Origin of the sequence: Bradyrhizobium sp. Mp27, assembly GCF_029953005.1 — a bacterium.
Classification (GTDB): Bacteria; Pseudomonadota; Alphaproteobacteria; order Rhizobiales; family Xanthobacteraceae; genus Bradyrhizobium; species Bradyrhizobium barranii.
This window is the reverse complement of record NZ_JASAUS010000705.1, coordinates 1-333: the sequence shown is the minus strand read 5'-3', so window position 1 is coordinate 333 and position 333 is coordinate 1. Positions and strand designations below refer to the sequence as shown.

Below are 333 nucleotides of genomic sequence, written 5' to 3'. Positions count from 1 at the left end.
CTAGTACCCGGAATCAGAGCTGAGTGATACGGCGGCCTTTGAAACGGCGTTGACGGACCTTTTTCTTGGTCCAGACGAAGGGCTCGGCTCTGTCGTTGTATGCGTTGACGTAGGCATCGATGTGTTCCTGAAGCTGCTTGAGGCTCGTGAAGGAGGTGCCGCTGAGCGACTGCCCCTGCAAGATGGAAAACCATACTTCGACCTGATTGAGCCATGACGCACTTGTCGGCGTGAAATGAAATTGCACGTTGGGGTGGGCCTTGAGCCAGTCCTCGTTCTTTTTATGGGTGTTGAGGTTGTCGAGGATGACGTGAAGCTTGCGGTTCGGAAAAG

1 protein-coding gene is annotated in these 333 nt (G+C 54.1%); it reads right to left on the bottom strand.

Annotated elements, in window-relative coordinates; all coding sequences use genetic code 11:
• Positions 1–13: 13 nt before the first annotated feature.
• A partial coding sequence (locus QJT78_RS52405; protein WP_281460974.1) for a transposase occupies positions 14–333 on the bottom strand: 320 nt, incomplete at its 5' end.